Source organism: Catenulispora acidiphila DSM 44928 (assembly GCF_000024025.1).
Taxonomy (GTDB): Bacteria; Actinomycetota; Actinomycetes; order Streptomycetales; family Catenulisporaceae; genus Catenulispora; species Catenulispora acidiphila.
Map to the genome: position 1 here is coordinate 5070094 of NC_013131.1, position 19953 is coordinate 5090046.

12 protein-coding genes are annotated in these 19953 nt (G+C 72.5%); 5 read left to right on the forward strand and 7 right to left on the reverse strand.

Annotated elements, in window-relative coordinates; genetic code table 11:
- Positions 1-57: 57 nt before the first annotated feature.
- The 3 genes from CACI_RS22035 to CACI_RS22045 all read right to left on the reverse strand — a co-directional run bounded on the left by CACI_RS22035 (position 58) and on the right by CACI_RS22045 (position 2456).
- Positions 58-501 carry a Fur family transcriptional regulator gene (locus tag CACI_RS22035; RefSeq protein WP_015793046.1) on the reverse strand — a complete coding sequence of 148 codons (444 nt, stop codon included), beginning with the start codon at positions 499-501 and terminating at the stop codon, positions 58-60.
- A gap of 93 nt (positions 502-594) precedes the next feature.
- Complete coding sequence (locus tag CACI_RS22040) at positions 595-1236, reverse strand: LuxR C-terminal-related transcriptional regulator (protein WP_015793047.1); 642 nt, start codon at positions 1234-1236, stop codon at positions 595-597.
- Positions 1224-2456: a sensor histidine kinase gene (locus CACI_RS22045; RefSeq protein WP_015793048.1), complete on the reverse strand. Its 1233-nt coding sequence runs from the start codon at positions 2454-2456 to the stop codon at positions 1224-1226. The genes CACI_RS22040 and CACI_RS22045 overlap by 13 nt, the downstream gene beginning before the upstream one ends.
- 172 nt (positions 2457-2628) lie before the next feature.
- On the opposite strand from CACI_RS22045, the gene CACI_RS22050 reads away from it, so the two are divergent.
- The 3 genes from CACI_RS22050 to CACI_RS22060 all read left to right on the forward strand — a co-directional run bounded on the left by CACI_RS22050 (position 2629) and on the right by CACI_RS22060 (position 7780).
- A complete protein-coding gene (locus tag CACI_RS22050) occupies positions 2629-3390 on the forward strand; it encodes an ABC transporter ATP-binding protein (RefSeq protein ID WP_015793049.1) in 762 nt (253 codons plus the stop codon).
- Positions 3387-5855: an ABC transporter permease gene (locus CACI_RS22055; protein ID WP_015793050.1), complete on the forward strand. Its 2469-nt coding sequence runs from the start codon at positions 3387-3389 to the stop codon at positions 5853-5855. The genes CACI_RS22050 and CACI_RS22055 overlap by 4 nt, the downstream gene beginning before the upstream one ends.
- Before the next feature lie 296 nt (positions 5856-6151).
- Positions 6152-7780, forward strand: coding sequence for a GMC family oxidoreductase (locus CACI_RS22060; RefSeq protein ID WP_015793051.1), 1629 nt, complete (start codon positions 6152-6154; stop codon positions 7778-7780).
- 98 nt (positions 7781-7878) lie between these two features.
- Here CACI_RS22060 and CACI_RS49220 read toward each other — a convergent pair whose 3' ends face one another.
- Positions 7879-10980 (reverse strand): VIT domain-containing protein, encoded by a 3102-nt coding sequence (locus CACI_RS49220; protein WP_015793052.1) that lies wholly within the window; start codon positions 10978-10980, stop codon positions 7879-7881.
- Positions 10981-11010: 30 nt separating this feature from the next.
- Positions 11011-11751 (reverse strand): helix-turn-helix domain-containing protein, encoded by a 741-nt coding sequence (locus CACI_RS22070; RefSeq protein WP_041542183.1) that lies wholly within the window; start codon positions 11749-11751, stop codon positions 11011-11013.
- Positions 11752-11893: 142 nt separating this feature from the next.
- Here CACI_RS22070 and CACI_RS48130 point away from each other — a divergent pair, with 142 nt between their 5' ends.
- The gene (locus tag CACI_RS48130; protein WP_190276792.1) at positions 11894-13117 is read left to right on the forward strand and encodes a D-alanyl-D-alanine carboxypeptidase family protein; all 1224 of its coding nucleotides are present in this window, start codon (positions 11894-11896) and stop codon (positions 13115-13117) included.
- A 224-nt stretch (positions 13118-13341) separates the two neighbouring features.
- Here CACI_RS48130 and CACI_RS45925 read toward each other — a convergent pair whose 3' ends face one another.
- The gene (locus CACI_RS45925) at positions 13342-15804 is read right to left on the reverse strand and encodes a serine/threonine-protein kinase (protein ID WP_015793055.1); all 2463 of its coding nucleotides are present in this window, start codon (positions 15802-15804) and stop codon (positions 13342-13344) included.
- A 407-nt stretch (positions 15805-16211) separates the two neighbouring features.
- Here CACI_RS45925 and CACI_RS22085 point away from each other — a divergent pair, with 407 nt between their 5' ends.
- The gene (locus CACI_RS22085) at positions 16212-16418 is read left to right on the forward strand and encodes a hypothetical protein (protein WP_015793056.1); all 207 of its coding nucleotides are present in this window, start codon (positions 16212-16214) and stop codon (positions 16416-16418) included.
- A gap of 365 nt (positions 16419-16783) precedes the next feature.
- On the opposite strand, the gene CACI_RS53900 is transcribed toward CACI_RS22085, so the two are convergent.
- The gene (locus CACI_RS53900) at positions 16784-19858 is read right to left on the reverse strand and encodes an AfsR/SARP family transcriptional regulator (protein ID WP_015793057.1); all 3075 of its coding nucleotides are present in this window, start codon (positions 19856-19858) and stop codon (positions 16784-16786) included.
- Between the last annotated feature and the right edge of the window lie 95 nt (positions 19859-19953).

Here is a 19953-nt window from a genome sequence, read left to right on the forward strand (position 1 = left end):
GGCGGTTCACGCTGTTCGGATGTTCTCTGCGGATGGTGTTCGGGGTTCTGCTGAGGGCTAGCCCTCGGGTCCGGCCGGGACGGCGCAGCCGGGGCACAGCCCCCAATAGACGACCTCGGCCTCGTCGATGGTGAAACCGTGGTCGTCGACCGGATCCAGGCACGGCGCGGCGCCGACCGCGCAGTCCACGTCCACGACCGTGCCGCAGCTGCGGCAGACCAGGTGGTGGTGGTTGTCGCCGACCCGGCCCTCATAGCGCGCCGGGCTGCCGGCCGGCTCGATCCGCCGCACCAGCCGGGCGGCGGTCAGCGCGTGGAGCGCCTCGTAGACGGCTTGCAGCGATACGTGGCCGACCCGCGCGCGCACCCCGGAGGCGATGGCGTCGGCGTCCAGATGGTCGCCGCCGCGCACGGTCTCGAGCAGGGCCACACGCGCCGCGGTCACCCGGAGTCCGGCGCCGCGCAACTCCTCCGCGGCGGTCGGCGGGTGGGATGCGGTCATGGCTTCAACCTATCGGGCTAGAGACGAACAATTCAAGATAACGAACCTTGCAAGTTTTGGCGTGTCGCCGTGGGCCGTGCGGGGGACGGGTCGTCAGTCCCCGGCCTCCAAAAACGTCAGCACGGCCCGCACCCGCCGGTCCCCGGCCTGGTCCGGCGGCAGTCCGAGCTTGCCGAAGATGTTCCCGATGTGCTTGCTCACCGAGCGTTCGGTGATCACCAGGGTCGCGGCGATGGTGGCGTTGTCCAGCCCTTGTGCCATCAGGGACAGGACTTCGCGTTCGCGCGGGGTGAGGGAGTCCAGGGGGTCGCGGCGGGTCAGCAGTTGGGAGACCACCTCGGGGTCCAGTGCTGTGCCGCCGGCGGCGACGCGTTCCAGGGCCTCCTGGAATTCCTCGACGCGGGCCACGCGGTCCTTGAGGAGGTAGCCGATGCCGCCGGCGCCGTCGGCGAGGAGTTCGGCGGCGTAGGTTTCCTCCACGTACTGCGACAGGACCAGGATCGGTAGGCCGGGCAGGAGTTTGCGGGCTTGGATCGCGGCGCGAAGGCCCTCGTCGCGGAAGCCCGGGGGGAGGCGGACGTCCAGGATCGCGGCGTCGGGGCGGTGCTCCAGCAGGGTCGGGACCACCTCCGGGCCGCTGCCGGCGACGGCCACCACCTCGTGGCCGACGGTGGTCAGCAACAGTTGCAGACCCTCGCGCAACAGGACGTTGTCTTCGGCGATCACAAGCCGCACGGCAGCTCCACTTCCACGGTCGTGCCGGTCCCGTCGGTGCGGCTGTCGATACGGGTGACGCCGTCCAGCGCCGCGACCCGGCGGCGGATGCCGGCCAGGCCGCTGCCCCCTGCGGGGTCCGCGCCGCCGCGGCCGTCGTCGCGGACGCGCACCGTCAGATACGGGCCATCATGCCGGACCGAGACCCAGGCGTGCGCCGCGCCGCTGTGCTTGGCGACGTTGGTCAGCGCCTCGGCGACCACGAAGTACGCCGCCGCCTCCACCGCCGCCGGGCAGCGCCGGTCCGGCTCCGGGATCTCCACCGACACCGGGACCGGGCGTCCGGCGGCCAGCGCGCGCACCGCCCCGGCCAGCCCGCGGTCGCTCAGGATCGGCGGATGGATGCCGCGGATCACGTCGCGCAGCTCGGCCAGCGCGTCCTCGATGCCGGTGCGCGCGTCCAGCATCAGCTTCCTGGCACCGCCGGGGTCGGCGTCGAACCGCTGGTCGGCCAGGCCCAGCCGGAGCGCGGCGCTGACCAGCTGGGCCTGGGTGCCGTCGTGCAGGTCGCGCTCGATGCGGCGCAGCTCTGCGCCGTGCGCCTCCAGGGCCTCGGCGCGGGTCTCGGTCAGCGACTCCACGCGGGCGGCGAGCTCGGTCCGGCGGGTCGGGCCGAGCAGGCGCTGGGCGTACCAGCCCTCGAAGCGGGCCAGCCACGGCTGCAAGAACAGCTGGATCACGATGAACAACGCCGCCGACCCCACCGGGTAGGCGATCGCCTGCGGCCAGGTGTAGATCTGCAAGATGGCGCCGAGCGTGCCCGGCGGCTGTGTCCACCACCAGAACGGCAGCGCCAGGTTCCACGGGATCGTCAGCCACATCTCCACCGAGAACACGGTGACGATCAGCCCGACGAAGCCGTGCACGAACATCCAGCCGATGTCCCGCCACACCGCCGTGGAGCGCATCAGCGAGAAATACTGCTGATACGGATTGATCGCCTGCGGCGTCGCCGGCTCCAGGATCGGCTGCCCCAGGACCTTCGCCGCGCGGCGCCGCTCGACGTTGGTCAGGGCCCGGATCCGCCCGGCGACCCACGGCAGCCCCGGCACGCCGAACGCCAGCAGCAGCGCCAGCGGCAGCAGGCAGACGCCGAGCAGCGCGGGCAGCGCCGTGCGCAGCCCGGCGACCAGGTACCAGGTCGAGCGCAGGCTCCGGGCGAACCGGGCACGGATCTTCATCGCCTCCCACTCTAAAGGCCTGGTGGCGCCGCGTCCGCCCGGCTGGCCCCACCGTGATGGTGGAGCGCGCTACACCCCCAAGAGGGGACCTTGACGGCTGGGGCGCGCGGAGATCCAAAACTAGCGTCGGAGACGTGCTTTCCGTCCTACCCGTCCTACCTCAGGAGCGTCTATGACCGCCCCTCACGCCGTGTCCGCGACCTCGGCCACTGATCCCTCCGGCCACGGCGGCGCCGCCGTGACCCTGGAGCGCGTGACCAAGACCTACGGCCGCGTGACCGCGCTGGACAACGTCAGCTGGGCGTTCCGGCGCGGCAGCTTCACCGCGATCATGGGCGCCTCCGGCTCCGGCAAGAGCACGTTCCTGCACTGCGCCTCCGGGCTGGACCGGCCGACCTCCGGCACGATCCGCCTCGGCGAGACCGACCTGGGCAAGCTGAAGGAGACCGCGCTCACCGAGCTGCGCCGGGACCGCGTCGGCTTCGTGTTCCAGGGCTACAACCTGGTGCCCTCGATGGACGTCCAGCGCAACATCACGCTGCCGCTCACGCTCGGCGGGCGGCGCGCGGACTCCGGCTGGCTCACCGAGATCGTGCACCGCGTCGGGATGGCCGACCGGCTTGGCACCAAACCCTCGCAGCTGTCCGGCGGGCAGCAGCAGCGGGTCGCGGTGGCGCGGGCGCTGGTGACCCGGCCGGAGATCGTCTTCGCCGACGAGCCCACCGCCGCCCTGGACCCGCGCACCGCAGGGCACGTGCTTCGGCTGCTGCGCGAGGCCGCGGACGCCACCGGGCAGACCGTGGTGCTGGTCACGCACGACCCGACCGCCGCGGCGTGGGCCGACAGCGTGGTGTTCCTGTCCGAAGGGCGCATCGTCGACGAACTGGCCCGCCCGACCGCCGCGACGGTCCTGAACCGCTGGGAGACGCTGTGAGGAAGGGCATCGCCTTCGGGGTCGCCGCCGCGCTGGCGGTGGCGGCCATGGTGCTCGGCGCCTTCGGGGTGCTGATCGAGTCCGGCGCGCGGGCGCACGGCACGCTGGAGCGCTACGCCTCGGCCGCCGCGGTCGTCCACGGCGAGCAGAGCGCGACGTACTCCCACGGCAGCGGGGACAACAAGGATTCCGAGAGCCGGCCGCTCGTCGAGCCGGCCCGGGTGCCGCTGGCACAGGCCGCGCCGCTGAAGGCGGTGGCCGGGGTCGGGAATGTGGTCGCGGACTTCTCGGTGCCGGTGGTCGCTGCCGCAGCGTCTGGCTCACCTGGTTCGCCCGGCTCCACGCTGACCGGTCACGGCTGGGACTCCTCGAAGCTGGTCCCGACCGCTTTGTCCTCCGGGCATGCCCCGGTTTCAGCGCACGATGTCGTGGTTGATGCGGGTTCTGCGACCCGGCTCGGCGCCCACGTCGGCGCAGACGTCCGACTCCAGATCGACGGCGCGCCGCAGGACTACCGCGTGGCGGGGATCAGCTCCACCGGTCCGTCGGCGACGGTGTACTTCACGCAGCAGCAGGCTGAGACGCTGTCCGGCCATCCGGACCGTGCCGACGCGCTGGTCGTGCTGCCCTCCGCCGGCGCGCACGTCTTCGCCTCCGCGCTGCGCCACGCCGCACCCGGACTGGACGTCGCGACCGGCGCGGCGCGCGGCGACGTGGAGAACCCGGCGATCCAGGCCGGCCGCACCGACAACCTGGGCGCCGCCGGCAGCCTCGGCGGCGCCGGTCTGCTGGTGGCATTGCTCGTTGTCTCCGGGCTCCTGGAGCTTTCGGTCCGCGACCGCACCCGGGAGCTCGCGGTGATGCGGGCGGTCGGCGCCACGCCCCGACAGGTGCGGCGGGTCATCGTGCGGGAGATGCTGAAGATCGCGGTGCCCTCGGCGCTGGTCGGGGGAGTGGCCTCGCTCGGGCTCGGGGCGTTGCTGAAGGCCGTGATGACGTCCCAAGGCGTGCTGCCCTCAGGTTTCGCGCTGGCACTGAGCCCTATCCCGGTGTTCGGCTCGGCGCTGGTCACCGTGCTCGCCGCTGTCGGCACCGGCTGGCTCGCCTCCCGGCGGGTGTCGAAGATCAAGCCGGTGCAGGCGCTCGGTGAGGCCGCCGTCGAGCCGACCCGGCTGCCGCGCTGGCGGGTCATCATGGGCTTGGTGTTCCTGGTGCTGGGCGCGGGGATGCTGGTGCTGGCGTTCACGGCCGGCGGGCAGGCGGCGTCGTCCTCGATCGCCGGGCTCGTGATCTCGCTGATGTGGGGCGTGGCGCTGCTCGGACCGTGGATCGCGCGCGGCGGCGTCCGGGTGCTCGGCGCGCCGCTGCGCAGGCTTTCGCCGATCGCCGGGGACCTGGCTGCCACGTCGGCGCGCGCCGCCGCCGTGCGGATGGCCGCTGTCATCACGCCGATCGCGTTGGCGCTGTCCTTCGGCGGCACGCAGCTGTTCGCGCAGACCACGAGCGCGAACGCCACCTCGGCTGAGGCGCGCGAGGGCATGCACGCCGACCGCGTGCTGACCTCCTCAGGGCCCGGAGTCCCGCACGCCGTCTACGACGCGGCGAAGACGCTGCCGGGCGTGACCGACGTGACCGCGGTGAAGCGCACCACGGTGGTGATGCCGGTGTGGAACCTCGACACGTCGCTGCAATCGCTGTCGGCCCAAGGCTTGGAGGGCGGCTCGGCGACGACGCTGGATCCGAAGGTCACGGCCGGATCGCTCGCCGGGCTGAACGAGCCGGGCACCATCGCGCTGAGCTCGATGGTCGCGCACGACACGAAGGTCGGCGACACGCGCCAACTGTGGTTGGGCGACGGCACGCAGGTGACGCTGAAGGTGGTCGCGCTGTACGACCACGGGTTCGGCTTCGGGGACGTGCTGCTGCCGCGCGATCTGGTGGCGGCGCACGCCGCGACCACGCTGGACGACTACGTGCTCGTCGACGGTCAGGGTGACCTCAGCCCTCTGATGAAGCAGTTCACCGGGCTGCGCACCGCGACCGCCGCCGACTATGGCAGCACCCTGACCGAGCAGGCGCACCGCGACGGTCTGATGGGCTTGATCGCGGTGGTGGCGATCGCCGGCTTCATCCTGGTCGGGGTGGTGACCACGCTGGCGGTGGCTACGGCGTCGCGTCGCAGAGAGCTGACACTGCTGCGGCTGGTCGGCGCCACCCGCGACCAGGTGCTGCGTGCGCTGCGACTGGAGACAGTGATCATCCTCGGGGTCGGGACGCTCGTCGGGGCGGCGGTCGCCGGGGTGACGCTGGTCGCCTTCGCCGCTGGCGTCACCGGCTTGCCGATGCTCTCGATACCGCCGCTGACCTGCGCGGGGATCGTGGCGGCGGTGGCGATTCCGGGCGCGGCCGCGGTGCTGGTGCCGGGGCGGCGGATCGTGCGGCGGCGCTCGCCTCGGATCGAGTGACACGGTGGGGCGAGGATGGCGCGGCGTGCGAGCGCGGTTGCTATGGTGCACGTGAACCGCCTCGCCCCCGTCGTGCGTTACACCGACATACGCGTCGCAGGGGCGTGATATGCGCGGCGTGTCCGTCAGGAGGATTCCCGCAGCCTCCGTTCACTCCCCAGTGGTGACGGGCACGCCGCTCCTCGAGGGCGCAAAGATCCGCCCGAAGATGGCTCTTGTACCCTCACGCCGTCCCTCCTACAGTGCAGCGACCTACCGTGATCACGCGGCGCTCGCCGCTGGAGGGGGTGCGCCCGATGGGACAGCGTTCGAAGCGTGCGATGCCCGGGGAGGCCGACTACGTCGTGGTCGGCGCCGGGAGTGCGGGGTGTGTGCTGGCCGCACGGCTGGCCGGGAGCGGGGCGCGGGTGGTGCTGATCGAGGCCGGCGGCTCGGACCGGACGACGCTGGTGCGCAAACCCGGGCTGATCGCCGCGGTGCACAGCGTGCCGCAGCTGAAGGCGCGGCTGGACTGGGGCTACTACTCGGTGCCGCAGAGCGACGCGCTGGAGCGCAAGATCCCGCAGACGCGCGGCAAGGTGCTCGGCGGGTCCGGGTCGGTGAACGGGATGCTGTTCGTGCGTGGGAACGCCGCGAACTATGACTCCTGGGCCGCAGAGGGCTGCGACGGGTGGTCGTACGCGGACGTGCTGCCCAGCTTCAAGAAGCTGGAGAGCTGGGAGGAAGGCGAGACCGAGTTCCGCGGCGGCGCCGGACCGATTAAGGTGCGGCGGCAGACGGACGTCACGACCGCGACGCTGGGCTTCATGGAGGCGTTCGCCGACACCGCCGGGGTGAAGGTGCTCGACGACTACAACGGCGAGTCGCAGGAGGGCATCGCGATCGTCCAGCAGAGCGCGCACGACGGGCTGCGCTACAGCTCCTCGGTCGGCTACCTGGACGACCACGGCATGGCGCAGCTCGACGTCGTCACCGGGGTGACGGTCGCGCGGGTGGTGCTGGAGAAGGGACGCGCGGTCGGGGTCGAGGTCGTCGGCGAGGATGGTGTGCGGCAGGTGGTGCGGGCCACACGCGAGGTGGTGCTGTGCGCCGGGGTGTTCGGCTCGGCGCAGCTGCTGCAACTGTCCGGGATCGGACCGGCGGAGCATCTGCGCTCGGTGGGCGTCGAGGTGGTCCAGGACCTGCCGGTCGGGGACAACCTGCACGACCACCTGTTCGTCCCGATGTGCTTCCTGATGCCGGAGGCGCGGAACAAGGGGACGGCGCCGTACTTCGCGCGCGGCTTCGTGAAGGAGATGACGCGCGGCGGGACGTGGGTCGGGCGGACGGTGTTCGAGTCGGTGGGGTTCGTACGCAGCCCGAACGCCGGCAGCGTGCCGGATTTGCAGATCCACGTGCTGCCGTGGTCCTATCCCGGACCGAACCAGGACGCGCCGATCCGGCACAAGGCCGACCCGCGGCGGACGCTGACGGTGATGCCGACGCTGATCTACCCCCACAGCCGCGGGACCCTGCGCCTGGCATCGGCCGACCCGCTCGCCGCGCCGCTCATCGACCCGGCGTACCTGCGCGAACCGGCGGACACCCAGCTGCTGCTGGACGGGATGGAGATGGTCCGCGAGGCGATGGCGCACCGCTCACTGTCCGGGCGCGTGCAGGGCGAGAGCTCGCCGGGCACGGCGTACGCGAACCGCGCGGCGCTCGCCGCCGAGCTGCCGAACCGCGCGACGACGGTCTACCATCCGGTGGGCACGTGCCGCATGGGCGTCGACGAGCGCGCGGTGGTGGACCCGGCCCTGCGGGTGCGGGGGGTCGAAGGGCTGCGGGTCGCGGACGCCTCGATCATGCCGAGCATCGTCGGCGGGAACACGAACGCCGCGGCGCTGATGATCGGCGAGCATGCGGCGGGGCTGATTCTGGGGTGAGGGCGCGGGTGTCCTGGACCGCGTGGGCTGAAGCCCGGCTCGGAGCGTTCCGAGCCGGGCCTCTGTTGTGCGGTAACGCTTTCTCGCCTTGTCCGGACCTACCGCTTCCAGAACGGCGCGCGCCGCGGCTTGGTCGTCGGCTCCGAATCTGACACTGCCTGCTGCACCGATTCCAGGAACGCGATGGCACTCTGGCGGCGCTTGTCGAGCGGCTTGTCGAACGGCTTGTCGAGGGCAGTCAGGGTGCTGAGGAGGTCACCGGCATCGGCGGAGCGCGTGGACGACAGGCGCGGGGCAAGCTCGCGCAGCTCCGTGGCGAATTCGGTCAGCAGCTTCTCCTGGGCCTCGGCGGTGTCGTTCGCGGCGGCCGTGAGGCGGGGGAGCCAGGTCGCCGCGAGGGCGCGGAGTTCGTCCGCGGCGGAGGTGGATTCCTTCAAGAAGTCGGGCAGGGCAGCCATGTCGTCCGCCGAGTCGACCGAGATCGCGGGCTCCGCCAGCGGCGGCAGCAACGGCCGCGCCAACGGCTGGACCGACGGCGGGACCGACGGCATCGGCGCACCGGGAGCCGGCATGGCGCCGCCGTACCCCGGTCCGCCGCCGGGCGCCAACGGCCCGGGCTTCGGCGCGCCGACGCTCCGCGCACGTACAGACTTGCGCGACACCCGCGCGCCGAAGTCGAGACTCGAGTAATGGGCATCGGCGGCCGGCGCGGGCATCGAAGCACTGACCGGCAGAGCACCCCCGAAGTCCGCCGCCCAACCATCAGGCAGATCGACCGGCTGCGTGACCTGCTTGTGAGCGCCGCCCGCGTTCACCACCCGACTGTCGACCACCACGAAAGCCGTGAACCGCGACAGCACACTGTGCTCAACCGAGGCAGCAACAATCGCCCGCTCGATCTCCGCCTGCCCGCCATAGGTCGAGACATACCGATCCTCCAGATCACGAATCCGCCCCCGAGCCCAAAACTGCCCAAGCCCCGCATCCGCAGTCCCAACCCCAGCCACACGGCGACTCCACGCGGACCCATCGGCCGCCGTGCCGGTGATGACGATGCCGGGGATGGTGTCAGCCGCAGCCGCATCTTCGCCCGAGCCAGCCGCCGCGCCGCCGACCGCAGCCACAGTCTCGCCAGCCGTCGCCGAGTCGCCGAGCACAGCCGCATTCTCGCCAGCCGTCGCCGAGCTATCGACCGCATCCGCACTCTTGCCAGCCTCTGCCGAGCCGCCGAGCACAGCCGCAGCCTCGCCAGCCGCCGCGCCCTCGACGGCCGCTGCATTCGTGTCGCTCGCCGCAGAATTGCCGAGTGCGGACGCTCTCCCGCCAGCCTCCGCCGAGTCGCCGAGCACAGCCGCACTCTTGCCAGCCTCCACCGAGTCGCCGACCGCAGCCGCATTCTCGCCAGCCGCCGCCGAGCCCTCGATCGCAGCCGTACTCTTGCTGGTCGCCGCCGAGCCCTCGATCGCAGCCGTACTCTTGCTGGTCGCCGCCGAGTCGCTGAGCGCGACCGCGCTCGCGCTAGTTGCCGCGCTCTCGCCAGCCGCCGCATTCTTGTCGCTCGCAGTCGCGCCGAGCGCGACCATCTTCCCGCCGAGTCGCCCGGCTACCACCAGCGGTGCTCCGGCGAAGAGGTCTGGCAGTCGGGTCGGCGTGACCGAGTTCTGCTCTAGCTCGAGGCCGCCGACTCCGGTCAGGTGGAGGCCGGTCACGAGGGGGGTGGCGATGCGGTGGTGAATGGCGTCCATGGCGTCGTCGAGGCGGTCTTCGGATTCGACGAGTTCGCAGTGGCCGCCGCCGAGGGTGGATAGGCGCTGGAGGAAGGCGGCGTTCACGGCGGTGTCGATGCCGACTGTGTGGACGCGGATGTGGGTCAGTTTGGGGCTGAGGGTGGTGAGGAGGCGGTCCTCGTTGCCTACTTGGCCGTCGGTGATGAGGATCAGGACTCTGTCGCGGTCGGGGTTGTCGTCGGACAGGAGGGTGGCGGCTCGGCGGAGGGGTGGTTCCATCTCGGTGCCGCCGCGGGCGTCGACGGTTGCCAGGTGCTGGACGGCGCGGAAGCGGTGGCGGTCGGTTGCTTCGGACAGGCCGGTGGGGAGGCCGTCGGGGGTTTCCATCTGGTCGTCGAAGGTCAGGACGGCGAAGCGGTCTTCGGCGGTCAGGGTGTCGACGATGCGGGCTGCGGCGCGGCGGGCGGCGGTCATCTTCCAGCCGCCCATGCTGCCGGAGCGGTCCAGGATCAGCGCGACGTCACGCGGGCGGGTGGCGCCGGTCGGTTCCGGGGGCAGGACGGTCAGCAGGAATGTGCCGATGTCAGTGGGCGTCGCTTTCGCGGATTCCTTCGCGACCTCGTTCGCGGACTCGCTGTCCCATGCGACGGCCAAGGATGTCGCCGCGCCCGAACCGCCGTACCCCAAGCGCAGCACGAAGTCCCGGTCGGCGCGCGCCCCGGGGTTCAGCCGCACCAGATATCGAGAGCCCTCCGACTCCTCCACGCTCACCCCGTGCAGGCTCGACGTCAGCCCGGCCAGCGGCAGCCCCACCGGGTCGACCGCCACTTCGATCGACAGCCGGACCGGGTTCGGGAACCCGGGCAGCAGGATCGGTGGGCTGATGCGCGAGGCATCGGGTACCTGGTCGGTGTCCGACGCCGTGCCGCTGCCCACCTGCTCCCCGGGCAGGTCGGCGCCGGGGATGTAGCGCGGCGCGACGACCAAGGGGAACCGGAACGTGGCCTGTCCGTCCTCATACGGCAGGCGCCCCGACAGCGACGTACGGATCACCACGCGCTCGCCGGGCATGATGTTGCCGACCCGCAGCGTGAAGACGCCCGGGCGCTCCTCCTCGGCGATCGAGGCGCGCTGGCCCGCGGAGATCGCCGCGTCGTAGTCGGCGCGCGCCGCCTCCCGCTCCTTGATGACGCCCTCGATCACGCGGTCCGCGGCCTCCATGCGCAGCCGCGTCACCGCGGCGCGGTCCGGCAGCGGGAAGATGTACGTCGCCTCCAGCGGCACGTCGTACGGATTGCGGAAGCCCTGCGCCAGCTCGGTGCGCACGGCCAGCCCCGCCACCGCCGAGCGCACCTCGATCAGCTCCAGCGGCAGGTTCCCGCGCTCGGTCCGCAGCGCCCCGAGGCCGCCGTCCGGCTCCGGGCGCGGCGCTTCCTCGACGACGTCGACGACACCGGTTTGAACAACAGTCATGGGTCGTTCCCCCTCGTAATAGTGCGGATCTCAGGTCTCGGACAGGCCGAGGCGCTCCAGCAGGTCCAGCAGCGGCCGCGACGCTTCGGCGATCGCGGCCCGGGCGGCGGCGTCCGGCACACGGCCGGGCGGCAGGAGCAGGGTGACGTCGGGCGCCAGGCGAATGCCGTGGACGGGCACTGCGATGTCGGAGACGGCGTCGGTGGTAATGGGTGCTGCGGTGATAGGTGCAGCGGTGATGGGTTCGGCAGGTGAGGCGGGTGCGGCGGATCTGGCGAGCGCGTCGTGGTCGGCGAGCGCGCTCGCTGCGGGTTCCTCGTCAGCAGGAGTCGATGCCACCGGCGCCACCCAGAACCGCGCCCGGGTCTGCGCCTTCGGCTCGGGCTTGCGCTCAGGCTCGCCCGCGTCCTGCGTCCCCTCGACCCGAGTGATCAGCTCCTCCAGGTCGGCGGGCAGCAGGGCGATCTCCTCGATCGCGCTCTCGTCCGCGCCGAGCAGCCGCTCCTGCACCGCCGCGACGGTCAGTCCGTCGGCCTGCAGCCGCTTGATGGCGACCAGCTGGGCCAGGTGCGAGCGGCCGTACAGCGCGGTGCGGCCGCGCATCGCCGCCGGGCGGCCGAGCAGGCCGATGGAGGTGTACCAGCGGATGGTCCGCACGTCGGGCACCTCCCTGATCCGGCCGTTGGGTTGGGTCGGTGCCCCGGCCGCCAACGCCGCCGCGGCCAGCCGCGCGAGCCGGTCGATGGTCCATGCCGCCGAGTCACCGTTCACGGGACTGATGATGACACTGTCATATGACAGTGTCAACGTCGCTGACGTGTCCTGCCGATGTGTTCAGCCGACGTGTTCAAGCCGATGTGTTCAAGAGGGGGCGCCGTTGATCGCGCACCAGGGCGCTGATACGGTCCCGCATGTGGCAGTGAGCCCCCGGTTCCGTGCGCCCGTGCTGCTCGCCGCCGTCGTCGCGGCGTTGGCGGTGGGCGTCGTCGAGATGCCGGGATCCCGGGCGGCGAGCGTCGGCTCCGCGCCGAGCGTGGACGTCGCCTCCTATGTCGTCGCCGACTACGCCACCGGCCAGATCCTCGCCGAGCAGAGCCCGCACCGCGAGCTGTACCCGGCCAGCACCCTTAAGGTCCTGACGGCCGACACCCTCATCCCGCGCCTGGACCCGGCGCGCACCGTCACCCCGAAGGCCGCCGACTTCGCCGCCGAGCCCGACGGCAGCGTGGTCGGCATGACCGCGGGCGTCACCTACTCCATCGCCGACCTGTGGCGCGCGACGTTCGTGGAGTCCGCCAACGACGCCGTCGCCGAACTCGCGCACCTGTCCGGCGGTCTCAGCGCCACGGTCGCGGCGATGCGCCAGGAGGCCAGGAGCCTGGGCGCCCACGACACCACGGTCCTCGACGCCGACGGCTACGACCAGGACGGCCAGCTCACCAGCGCCTACGACCTGGCGATCTTCGCCCGCGCGGGCCTGCGCCTGCCGGCCTTCCGCGCCTACTGCGACCTGAAGCAGACCACGTTCCCCGGCCCGAAGGGCACGACGCTCACCCTCGTCGGCCACGACCCGATGATCAAGAGCTACCCGGGCATGATCGGCATCAAGGGCGGCCTGACCACCAAGGCCGGCCACACCTACGTCGGCGCCGCGACCCGCGACGGCCACACCGTCATCGAGACCCTGATGCTCGGCGGCACAGACGTCTTCGACCAGGCGGCGCGCCTGATGGACTGGGGATTGCAGGCCGACGGGAAAGTCAAGCCGGACGGAATGCTGCCTGGCGGGTCCAAGCCTTCCGCGGCTCCGCCGCCCACGCCTACGCCTTCTCCCAAGCCGACGCCGACCCCAACTCCGACCCCTGTGCCGACTCCCATCCCGACACCTCCGTGGACATCGACTCGGGCACCCCTCCGCGCCATCACGCCGCAGCCAGGATCGCAGCAGGCGGTGACACTGGCATTCAGCGTCACGGACGCCGGCGGCTACTCGCCCTTGCCATCGCGCAGATCGCAGGCCACTGCCTCCCCCTGGTCAGGAGCGGCGTGGATGGGCACCGCCGCGGCCGTGGCGGCGCTCGCCGTGCCGCTGGGCGCACACAGCGCGCACCGCACACGCCGCGGTCGCAGGCGCTAGGGACCCCGACCCCGCGAAGATCAGTGCTCTGACCACCGAGTTCCTGCGCGTCATGAGCCTGCTCCCGGTGGTCCTGAGACGCGGCGAGCATGTCGTCGGCGTCTCTGGTGCGGGACTGTTGCGCGGGCTGCTCAGGCTCAGGCTGAGCCGAAGCAAACGGCGCCCGGTCCCGAAGGACCGGGCGCCGCTCGGCGCCGGAGCCCGCCCGAAGCGGACGCGGCCGCCTACTGCCCGTTCGCGTTGAACCCTATGATGGCCTCACCGGCGGTGTAGTACACCTTGCCGCCGCCGGCCGTCAGCGTGGACACGTCCTGGCCGCTGAGCAGCGCGTTGGAGTAGGACCAGTTGCACTTGCCGGTCTTGGCGTCGACCGCGTACAGCGCCTTCTTGTAGTCGGTGACGTAGAGCTGGCCGTCGCCGACGGCGAACGCGCCGTCGATCTCGAACTGGTCGGAGTCCGGCAGCGAGGACTGCCACAAAAGCTTGCCGTTGCTGGCGTCCGCGGCGACCAGCAGGCCGTCGGCGGTGACGTAGACCCGGCCGCTGTTGTCGGTGAAGGGGTGGTTCGCCAGGCTCACGCCGGTGTCGATGCTGCCGAGCTGGGTCGCCCAGACCACCTTGCCGGTGGCCGGGTCCAGCGCGGTGAGCTTGTCGCCGCCGGTCATCAGCAGGTTGTTGGTGTAGGCGAAGGGGTCCGAGCCCGCGCCGCCCATGACCGCGCTCTTCTGCGAGACCTGCCAGACCTTGTTGCCGGTGGTGACGTCCAGACAGGTGATCGTCGCGTCGGTGTCGGCGGTGGCCGAGTCGTGGGCGGTGAAGATGTACTTGCCCGACGGCGGCACGTGGATGGCGCCGATGTCGTTGGTGTTCTGCTTCCACACGACCTTGTGCGTGGTCTTGTCGACCGCGTACAGCCCGTCGCCCTGCACGTTGACGTTGGCCGAGACGATCACCAGGTTGCCGATGACGCCGGCCGCGCCCTGCAGCTGCCAGTTGCGGTCGACCTGCGGGACCTGCCACAGGATCTTGCCGGTCGGGACGTCGATCGCGAACAGCGGGTCGCCGCCGGTGTTGTCCAGACCGGTGGTGTACAGCGTGGTGCCGTTCGGGTCCATCGCGGTCAGGATGCCGATCGTGCCGCTGCCGCACTCGATGTCCGGCCATTTGGTCTGGCCCTGGCTGTTCAGACCGTGCAGTTTCTGGCTGCCTTCGAGCACCAGCACGTTGTTGGCCAGCGCGCTGCCGTAGACCTGGTCGGTGGTGGTCTGCTGGAAGGCCGGTTTCCCCTGCGGCGCCCCGCCCAGCTTCTGCGAACCGGGAGTGTTCGGGTCCTGCACCGAGGGGTTGCTGGTCGGGGTGGTCCCGCCGGTGGTGGACGGGGCGCTGCTGGTGTCCGCCGAGGTGGACGGGCCGCTGCTGGTGGGTCCGCCGGTCGTGCCTCCGGTCGCGCCGCCGGTGGTGGTGGCCTGCTTGTCGCTGGAACCGCCGGACAGGGCTATCGCCGCGCCGCCGCCGCCGAGGACGACCACGCCGCCGCCGATGATCCCGAACAGGGCGCGGCGGCTCATCTTGCCGGCGCTGTTCGGGTTCTGCTGCTGGTACTGCATCTGCTGCTGCGGACCGCTGTTCGGGCCGGGACCACCGTAGGGACCCACGCCGACCATGCCGCTCTGCGCGGTCTGGGCGTAGGCCGGGGTGTTGCTGTTGCCGTACGGGGGAGTGCCGCCGCCGCCCTGGTAGCCGGACTGCTGGTTGTATTCGTTTCCGGTGTTGCCCACGTGCGCGGACGGACCGGAGTTGATGCCCATGTGGGTCATGACGCTGCTCGCCTGCACGATCGCGTCGGTGTAGTGCGGGGGCAGCCAGCCGCCGGTGGTCGGCGCCGGGGCGTTGGCGTCCAGGTACTCCAGAATCTGCTGGGTGGTGGGCCGGCGCGCCGGCTCCTTGTGCAGACAGGCGGCGATCATGTCGCGCAGCGAGTCCGGCACCCCGGTGATGTCCGGCTCCTGGCTCACCACGCGGTACAGCAGCGCCGGCGTCGGCCCGTCCCCGAACGGGCTGCGCGCGGTCGCGGCGTACACCAGGGTGGCGCCCAGGGAGAACATGTCGGTCTCCGGACCCACGCGCACCCCCGAGGCCTGCTCCGGCGACATGAAGCCCGGCGAGCCCATCACGGTCCCGGCGGTGGTCAGCGCGGTGCCCTCGGTGGCGCGGGTGATGCCGAAGTCGATGACGTACGGGCCGTCCAGGGCCAGCAGCACGTTCGCGGGCTTGAGGTCCCGGTGGATGATCCCGGCGCGGTGCACCGCGGTGATCGCCTCGGCCAGGCCGGCGGTCAGGGTGCGCAAAGCGGGCTCGGGCAGCGCCCCGAAGCGGCTGACGGCGTCCCCCAAGGAGATGCCGGCGATGAACGCGGTGGCGAACCAGGGCACGGACGCTTCGGTGTCGGAGTCCACGACCGCAGCGGTGAAGGCACCGGAGACGGACTTGGCGGCCTCGATCTCGTTGCGGAACCGCTGGCGGAACTGCGAGTCGTCGGCCAGTTCGGGCCGCACCGCCTTGACCGCCACCGTCCGGCCGCCGGTGGAGCGGCCGAGGTAGACCTTGCCCATGCCGCCGCTGCCGAGCACGCCGAGAATGGCATATGGGCCGATGCGTGTCGGATCCCCCGCTTCCAGCGGTTGCATTCGCTGACCCCCATCAAGATCTCGTTATCGTTTGCCCGAGCCGGACAGCAGGATAGGCCGTCCGCCTGGAAGGATTCACCCCAGCCCCCGCAGTGAACCGTAGCCCCTTCTCGGGCGACAGCGTCAACCTATTGCAGAAGTGGTCATCACGGCGCTGCTTGGAGCAGTGCAGATCAGCATGCTCTGGCGCTGGCGCCGGTCGCGAAGGCGACCGGGTGGACCCGGCGCAGGCGCGGTAACGGTTTGGGATCGGTTCGGGGCACGATTGGCCACGGTCCTGCGATACGCGGTGTTCACCCTGGTTCGCCCCCCGCGGATCGACGATCGAGCTGGCCGTAGATCGGACGTAGACGCCGGGTGTGGCACAGTGGCCCAACCGTTCCTCCCCCCGGAAGGAAACCCGCCCGATGGCCACCCGGCGTCACCCCGTCTTGCCGACGCTCGCCCTCGCCGCCGCCCTCGGCGCCTCCGCACTGGCCACCACCGCCGCCGCCGAACACGCCATGGCCCGCCCTGACGGAACCCACACCGCCAAGGCTTTCCCCAGCAGCCACGGCGAGGTCGGGGACTGGAACACCATGGTCCCCGAAGGCGGCCACCCGGCGCCGTCCTGACGGCGCCGGCGACTCGGCCGCCCCGCTGAACGCGGCCCCACCGGGGTTCGGCGGGGCGGCCGCGCGGGTGTCGCATCACTGTCGACAGCAGTGGTGGAACCCGCGCCGGGGCAGCCGGTGCGAGGGCTGCCCGCATGCCGGCCGGCCGGCGCTTGTCCCGCGCCGCGTCCGGTACGGCAATGCTTTGAGTGCGCCTGGAAAAAGGGCGCGCATGACGTGTGCGCGGTGACGCGGATCGGCGCGCGGTCGCGTCCCGATCCCGCCGTGAACCGGCGGCCGCCAGTGTCACCCAAACATCCACGACCGAACCGCGCCCCACCCGCACATCGGTCAGAGGCGGCACCGAAAAGCCCCGCGCGTCGCCGTCAGCCCGGCGGCGCGTCCAGCTCGTCGAGCAGCGCCCGCACCGCTCGCTGATCCGCCACGCGGCCGTCGAACTCGAACTCGGCCAGCGCGGCGTGGGCGTGATCGCGGGCGGATTCGTCCGCGCCGAGCTTGTGCAGTGCCTTCGCCAGCTGGAATCGGGCGCGGGCCGCACGGTCCAGGGCGCCCAGCGCGGTCCAGTCGATCGCTGCCGTCTCGAACCGCTCCGCCGCCTCGGCCGACCGCTCCAGGGCGGCCAGCGCCAGGCCGCTGACATAGCGGGTCTGCGCCTCTGAAGCCGCGTCGCCGCGTTCGTGGGCCGAGGCCAGCATTCCGTCGCAGTCGGCGAGGACTTCGGCGGCGCGTCCGGCGCGCAGGCGGGAGACCGCCATGTTCAGCAGCGAACTGGCCTCGCCGCTGCGGTGTCCCAGGGACCGCGCCAGCGCCACCGCCTCGCCGAACAGGCTCGCCGCCTCGTCGTACGCGCCGCGGCCGTGCGCGATCACCCCCAGGTCGTTCAGCACCTGCCGGGCGATCACCGGGTCCTCGGCCAGGGTGCACAGCTCCAGCGCCCACCGGCCGTGCTGCGAGGCCTCGTCCAGCCGCCCCGCCGCCAGCGCGGTGTTGCCCGCCAGGAACCACGCCCGGCCCTGCCCGCGCACGTCCCCGGCTCGCTCCGCGGCGCGCGCCAGGTCCTGCACGGCCGCCGCGGTCCGGCGTCCCCACGGTCCCGGACCGAAGGGACTCATCGCTATCAGCAGGTTGATGGAAGCCGGGATCAGCTCCCGGTACTCCGCGGCGCGCGGGCCCTCGCGCAGCGCCTCGGCGGCGATCCGAGCCGTCAGCTCCGCGGCGGTCGCGGCCTCGCCGCGCGCCCAGGCGCGGGCGGCGGCCGGGGAGTCGAACGCGAAGTCGCCGATGCCCTGCGGCGCCAGCGTCTCCCGGATCGGGTCGCCGGGGACCGCCGTCTCGAAGGCCGCACACGCCCCGGCGAGCAGGAACCGGGCCAGCCGCGAGCGCGCCGCCAGCCCTTCGGCCGCCGCGCGGTCGGCGTCCCCGACAGCGCCGTGCGCGAAGTCCCGCAGCAGGCTGTGATGCCGGTACCGGTGCTCGGCCGGCGATTCCAGCATCGCCACGTCGACCAGCGACTCCAGCACCGTCTCGGCGTCGGCCACCGGGAGCTCTAGTACCGCGGCCGCGGCGGGCAGCCCGATCTCCGCCGCCTCGACCGCGCCGAGCAGCCGGAAGGCCTGTGCCTGCGCGGCGGTCAGCTGCTGGTAGCCGACCTCGAAGGCCGGCGCGACCGCCAGCTCCCCGATCCGCAGCTCCCGCAGCCGCGAGCGCTCGTCCGCCAGCCGTCCGGCCAGCGAGGCGACGGTCCACGCCGGGCGCGCGGCGAGCCGGGCGGCCACGATCCGCACCGCCAGCGGCAGCCGTCCGCAGGCGTCGACCAGCAGGCGCGCGGCCTCCGGCTCGGCGTGCGGACGCTCCGGGCCGGCGACCCGCCCGAGCAGCCCGAGGGCTTCCTCGTCGTCGAACACGTCCAGCCACACCTGCGCCGACTTCGGCAGCGCGACCAGCCGGGCCCGGCTGGTGACCAGCACCGCGCAGCCGCCGGCGCCCGGGAGCAGGGGTCTGACCTGCGCGGCGTTGGCGGCGTCGTCGAGCACGACGAGCAGCCGGCGGCCGTCGAGCAGAGTGCGGAACAGCGAGGAGCGCGCGGCCGTACCCTCCGGGATCTGCTCGGTCGCCACGCCGAGGGCGTGCAGGAAGTCCTCCAGCACGGCCTGCGGCGGGACCGGCGTGGCACCGGTGCCGCGCAGATCGGCGTAGAGCTGGCCGTCGGGGAAGGCCGGGCGCGCGCGGTGTGCGACGTGCAGCGCCAGCGTGCTCTTGCCGACGCCGCCCATCCCGGCGATCGCCAGCACCGTCGGCGTGGTGCCGGCGGCGCCCGCGCTCAGCTCGGCGCCGAGGCGTTCGGCCAGCGCGCCGCGCCCGACGAAGTCCGGTTCGGTCGGCGGCAGCTGCGCCGGACGCGGCACGACCGGATTCTGCGGGCCCTGACCCGGGACGCGCCGCATCCGCGACGCCGCGGCCGCCGTCGCCGCGGCTCCGGCCGGCGGGCTCGGCGGACCGCCGGCCAGCACCTCGGCGTGCATCGCGCGCAGCTCGGCGCCCGGCTCGACGCCGAGTTCGCCGATCAGCAGCCGCCGCGCCGCGGTGAACGCCGCCAGCGCGTCGGCCTGCCGTCCGGACTGGGACAGCGCCCGCATCAGCAGCGCGTACAACCGTTCCCGCAGCGGGTGTTCGTCGGTGAGCGCCCGCAGCTCCGGCACGCACGAAGCGCCGCGTCCCAGCTCCACGTCCAGCGCGATCCGCCGCTCCAGCAGGCTCAGCCGCAGCTCGGCGAAGCGCCGCCGCTGCCGTTCGGCGAACGGTCCCGGGACCCCCGCCAGCGGCACCCCGGTCCACAGGTCCACGGCGCGCCGCAGCAGCTCCCGAGCCTGCTCCGGCTGTCCGGCAGCGCTTGCCTTGTCGGCCTCGGCGGCCCAGTGCTCGGCGCGCTCGGCGTCCACCGGCAGGCTGTCGCCGCTGGACCAGTCGATCCAACCGGACTCGCGGGACCCGCTGGACCCGCCGGGCTTCTCGCCGGTGGGGGAGGCGCCAGGATCTTTGACGCCGTTGACAGCGGCGGCGGAAGCACCGGCCGGCGCGGCGTTTCCGTTCGCGCGCCCTCGTGCGGAGCCTGCCCCGCCGCCACCGCCGCCGAAGGGCGGCAGAGCCAGCCGGTAGCCGCCGGCCAGCGAGACCAGCACTTCCGAGGCGGCGCCGTCCGCGGCGTCCGGATCCAGGACCCGCCGCCAGCGCCAGGCATACGTGCGCAGGATCGAGCGCGCCCGGCTCGGCGGCTGGTCGCCCCACAGGGCGTCGATCAGCTCCGCCGAACTCGCGGTCCGCCCCGGCAGCAGCAACAGCGCGGCCAGCATCGCCTGCTGCTGCGGGCTGCCCGTGGCCAGTTCCTCCTCGCCGCGGCAGCCCCGCAGCGGGCCGAGGACCTGAAACCGGATCGTATTCACGTTCTGACCAGATCCCTGTGCTTCTCTTGTTTTCCGCTGGAGCCGGTTTGAGCAGCGGATACAGAGCAGGCTAAGAGGGGCGACCCGGCGCGGGC